This is a genomic window from Mesorhizobium sp. M7A.F.Ca.CA.004.12.1.1, assembly GCF_003997835.1.
Lineage (GTDB): Bacteria > Pseudomonadota > Alphaproteobacteria > Rhizobiales > Rhizobiaceae > Mesorhizobium.
Map to the genome: position 1 here is coordinate 1 of NZ_RZRK01000458.1, position 5068 is coordinate 5068.

Below are 5068 nucleotides of genomic sequence, written 5' to 3' on the forward strand. Positions count from 1 at the left end.
TTTTCGAAGGTTGCCTCGGCGATCGGCATAGGTTTCGACAGCTCGCCATTGTGCATGACCGCGATCGCATCCGATATCTCGAACAGCTCGTCGAGATCCTGGCTGATCACCAGCACCGCCGATCCGCTGCGCGACAACTCGATCAAGGCCTGGCGGATATGAGCGGCAGCGCCCGCATCCACGCCCCAGGTCGGCTGGTTCACCACCATGACGCTTGGCCGGCGGTCGAGTTCACGGCCGACGATGAATTTCTGCAGATTGCCGCCCGAAAGGGCCGCGGCCTCCGGATCCGGCGCACTCTTGCGTACATCCATCGCCTCGATGATGCGTTGGGACGCGGCTTGGATGGCACCGCTCTTCACCATCCCGCCGGAACCGACGAACGCCTTGCCGTCGGTGGCATGGCGCGACAGCAGCAGGTTTTCGGAAAGCTTCATGCGCGGTGCCGCACCGTGGCCGAGGCGCTCCTCCGGCACGAAGGCAGCGCCCAGCAGTCGGCGCCCGGTGATGGTGAGGCCGCCTGCGTCCTTACCGCGAATGCGCACCGAGGATGCATCCTGCTGCGGCACTTCGCCTGAGACGGATTCGAAGAACTCGCCCTGGCCGTTGCCGGCGACGCCAGCGATGCCGATCACCTCGCCCGCCCGGACGTTCAGGTTGATGCCCTTGAGCGGGATCGAGAACGGTGTTGCCGGCTTGCGGCTGAGGTTGCGAATCTCGAGCAGCGGCTGCGCCGTGGCGATCCCCTCGACCGGCGCGCGCACCACGGCCTGCACCTCGTTGCCGACCATCATGCGGGCCAGCGAAGAGGCGGTTTCCTCGCGCGGGTTGCAATGGCCGACGACCTTGCCGTGACGCAGCACGGTGGCGCGGTCGCAGATGCGTTTGACCTCTTCGAGCCGGTGCGAAATGTAGAGGATGGATTTGCCTTCCGAACGCAGGCGCTCCAGCGTCTCGAACAGCTTGTCGGCTTCCTGCGGCGTCAGCACCGAGGTCGGCTCGTCCAGGATGATGAGCTGAGGCGTTTGCAACAGGCAACGGATGATTTCGATGCGTTGGCGTTCGCCTACCGACAGGTCGCCGACCAGCGATTCAGGATCGAGCGGCAGGCCGTAGCTGAAGGAAAGCGCCCTCGCCTTCGCAGCGATGCTGTTGATCGGCGAGCCGTCGTCCAGCGACAGGGCAATGTTTTCGGCCGCGGTCAGCGCCTCGAACAGCGAGAAGTGCTGGAACACCATACCGATACCGAGTTTTTTCGCGACGCCGGGGCTGGAAATCCTGACGGCCTGCCCGTTCCAGAAGATCTCGCCGGCATTGGGCTCCAGCGAACCGAACAGCATCTTCACCAGCGTCGACTTGCCGGCGCCGTTTTCGCCAAGCAGGGCGTGGATCTCACCCCTGGCGATGTCGAGATCGATATGATCGCACGCCGTCAGCGTGCCGAATATCTTGGTGAGGCCACGAACCTCAAGCAGGTTCGTGCCGTCGTGATTTGCACTCACAGTGCCTCCCATCTGGTTAGCCAGACATGTTCTGTGTTCCCGCAGGCATGGTAGGCGCGGCCGGCTCTCATCGGAAAGCGGCACACGTCTTGAAAGAGCTTCAAGAATTTCAGCGGAAATTCAAGGGATAGCAAGGCAGAACGAACTAAGGGATGAGAATGGTCGTCCCTGTGGTCCTGCGGCCCTCGAGGTCGGAATGCGCCTTGCCGGCGTCCTTCAGCGCGTAGCGCTGGTTGATCTTGATTTCGACCGCGCCGCTGAGCACGACCTCGAACAGGGCGGCGGCAGAAGCGTCGAGGTCCTCGCGTTTTGCGTTGTAGACGAACAGTGTCGGCCTTGTTGCGAACAGCGACCCCTTCTGTGCCAGCAATGACATGCTGAACGGCGGTATGGGTCCCGATGACTGGCCAAAGCTGACGAACATGCCAAGCGACCGCAGGCAGTCCAGCGAAGCCGGAAATGTGTCGTTGCCGACCGAATCGTAGACAACGTCGCATTTTTTGCCGCCGGTGATGGCGGCGACGCCGGCAACGAAATCCTGTTCCTTGTAGTTGATGACATGGTCGAAACCATGCGCCCTGGCGAGCTCGATCTTGTCGGACGAGCTGGCGGTGCCGATGACGGTGGCGCCGAGATGTTTTGCCCATTGGCCGAGGATCAGCCCGACGCCGCCTGCCGCGGCGTGGAACAGGATCGTGTCGCCGGCCTTCACCTTGAACGTCCGGCGCAGCAGATATTCCGCGGTCATGCCCTTCAGCATCATCGCCGCGGCCTGTTCGTCGCTGATGCCATCCGGAACCTTGACGACGCGGCTGGCATCGATGACGCGCTGTTGCGCGTAAGCGCCCGTCGTCACGGCATAGGCGATGCGATCGCCAGGCTTCAGCCAGTCGACGCCCTGGCCGACCTCCAGCACCACGCCGGCGGCTTCGCTGCCTGGCACGAGCGGGAAGCCGCCAGGCGGCGGGTAGAGGCCAGAGCGATGGTAGACATCGATGAAATTGAGGCCGATCGCGGTGTGCCGGACCAGGATCTGCCCGGATCCCGGCTGGCCGGGGTCAGCGTCCTCATAGGTCAGAACTTCCGGGCCGCCATTGGCGTGAATGCGGATCGCTTTCGACATTGCTAGGCTTCCTGTGGGGCTAGGCTTCCTGTGGGAGCGGCTGATCAAGCCTTTTTGGCACCGAGATTGGGAAAGAACTGCATGATGCCACCGATGCAGGCAAGGTAAAGCCCGGTGATGGTAATGCCGATCTTGGTGAAGGTGCTGACCTGTTCGCCCAGCACGCCGATCTGATCATAGAAGGCAGCGAGTGCCGCCTGGGCCAGGGCAAGCGCGCCGAAAGCGCACCACAAGAGAGTCATCCCAAGGTTGATGCGCCGCAGCCGCACCACCCGCACCGGGTGGATGAAGTTGATCGGCACGAAAGTCAGGACGCCGGCCACCACCACAACCGCGAACGAAACCCATTGTCCGGGCTCGATGACGAACAGGGTGAACACCACCATGTTCCAGACCACGGGGAATCCCTTGAAGAAATTCTCCTTCGTCTTCATGCCGGTGTCGGCATAGTAGATGGCGCTGGACACGACGATGATCGCCGCCGACAGGAAAGACAGGCCCTCGCCCATGAAGCCGCGCTGATAGAGCGCGAAGGCCGGGATCAGCACGTAGGTCACGTAGTCGATGATGTTGTCGAGCAGTTCGCCTGACCATGTCGGCAGGATCTCCTTGACCTCGAGCTTGCGCGCGATCGGTCCATCGATGCCGTCGACGAACAATGCCAGCCCGAGCCACCAGAACATTGCGGTCCAGCGCTCTTCGCTCGCCGCTACCAGCGACAGGAAGGCCAGGAATGACCCCGAGGCGGTCAAGAGGTGGACGGAGAACGCCCGCGCCTGTGGCCAGGTGACCTTCTTCTTCGGCCTGGGAATCCGGTCCGTGATCTTTTTGGCGGCTTTTCGGGCCGTTGTGTTCTTGCTCACGGGCCCCGCCAATCCAGCTTGCAGATTTCGGCCGAACGGCCGGCGAAATTCCAGTTGCGGCCGAAAGCCCGCATCTTGCTCTTGTCAGACCTTGCCACGACAATCTCGGGCGCGATCCAGTATTCCGAATTGCTGATCACCGTATCCTTGTCGCGATCCTTGCCGGGGATGGGTGTCACCGCCCCGTCGATAATCTTCGGTATCTGGAAGATACGCGTCTTGTCACGCGTCTCATAGGTGATCGGCACTTGTTCGACGCCGAGGAATTTGCCGACCAGGATGGAGAGCAGCGATGTGGTTCCGCCTGCCTTGCCCGTGAAGATCTTGGTCAGCGCCTTGACCGCGTAGACCGAGGCTCGGCTGTCGATGAACAGGCCGGCGGTCCAGTTGCCGCGGCTCATGTAGCCGGGGATTTCTATGATCAGCCCGAGATTGAGGCCGGACAGATCGACCTCACCGAAATGGCCTGCATCGATACGAAACCCCGCCCAGGTCTGGCAATAGCCTTCGGTCGGCGGATGATTGCCAAGCGATAGCACGCAGGGGCAAAAAACCGTGCAATTGCAGGAGAGTACGAGCTCTCCCTTCATCGCCCAGCTCTGGTCTGCCATCGATTTTCCCCCACTCATAGCGAGACTACTAGCAGCGCGGCTGCCCAGACAAGCAGTATCGCACCGGCCAGCCGGGTTGGAACCCTGCTGGCTGTTTGTTTTTCGATCAGGGTGAACAGCCCGATCAACGCCATCCAGAAAATGTTCATGACGCCAACGGCGAACATCACCAGCATCAAGGCCCAGCAGCAGCCGAGACACCACAGACCTTGCGCGACACCGAGCCGAAAGATGTTAAGGGGCCTTGCGCTCCAGTTCGAAAACAGGACCGAGAACGGGTTCTTGCATTTCTTCAGGCAAGCTTCCTTGAGGCCGCTGAACTGGTAGAGGCCGGCAATCACGAGAGCGAGCGCACCGGCAAGGCCGACGACCGGATCGAGCATCCCGGCTGACGAGGCGAATGCATGGACGGCCAAGGTCAGCGCCGCGAACATCATTGAAGCGGCGAGCCAGACGCTTAGGTAACCGGCGACCAGCACCAGCGGGTGAACGACCGGTTCGCCCTTGATGCGAGCCGTGTCAGTGATTTCGCAATAGGTGCGGATCATCGGCGCCGCCGAAGGCAGCATCATCGCGACCGCCATCAGGAGCCACATGAAAACGAGCGCGCCGGCCTGCAAGCCGAGATCTGCGTCCAAGGGCACCGGTGAGAGGCACAGCACAAAGAACCGTTCCAGGAAATCGGGCAGCGGCAGTGGCGGCAGGCTGCGCAGGATCCTGTCGCCAGGGGCGCCGACGCCCGCAATCCCTGTTTCAGCCCCGCGGATTGCCATCGCCGCAAGAGACAGCCAGGCAAGCAGGATGCAAGCGCCGACAACGACGTTTACCGTGACGCGAGGATTGCGCGCGATGCCGGCCATGGCGCGGCCGGCGCGGTCGAGATGCCTGAAGTCGTCCTGCTGGCCGGTCATGACATCCGAATGGGCCGAATCGCCGCGTTGATCAAGCGGCATGATCTGACCTATATGC

General features: G+C 62.1%; 5 protein-coding genes. All 5 read right to left on the minus strand.

From position 1 onward, the window contains the following. Positions 1 to 1514, minus strand: a 1514-nt coding sequence (locus EN984_RS22360) for an ABC transporter ATP-binding protein (protein ID WP_164765579.1), incomplete at its 3' end; no start/stop codon positions are given. A gap of 133 nt (positions 1515 to 1647) precedes the next feature. Beyond that, on the minus strand, positions 1648 to 2625 hold the full coding sequence (locus EN984_RS22365; RefSeq protein WP_127272649.1) for a quinone oxidoreductase: 978 nt from the start codon (positions 2623 to 2625) through the stop codon (positions 1648 to 1650). A gap of 44 nt (positions 2626 to 2669) precedes the next feature. After that, positions 2670 to 3488 carry a phosphatidylcholine synthase gene (pcsA, locus tag EN984_RS22370; protein ID WP_023811884.1) on the minus strand — a complete coding sequence of 273 codons (819 nt, stop codon included), beginning with the start codon at positions 3486 to 3488 and terminating at the stop codon, positions 2670 to 2672. Beyond that, positions 3485 to 4099 carry a DUF1326 domain-containing protein gene (locus tag EN984_RS22375; protein WP_127271928.1) on the minus strand — a complete coding sequence of 205 codons (615 nt, stop codon included), beginning with the start codon at positions 4097 to 4099 and terminating at the stop codon, positions 3485 to 3487. Before EN984_RS22375 ends, pcsA begins: the two co-directional genes overlap by 4 nt. 14 nt (positions 4100 to 4113) lie before the next feature. Next, entirely contained in the window at positions 4114 to 5052 is a 939-nt protein-coding gene (locus EN984_RS22380) for a DUF2182 domain-containing protein (RefSeq protein WP_127272650.1), read from the minus strand. Between the last annotated feature and the right edge of the window lie 16 nt (positions 5053 to 5068).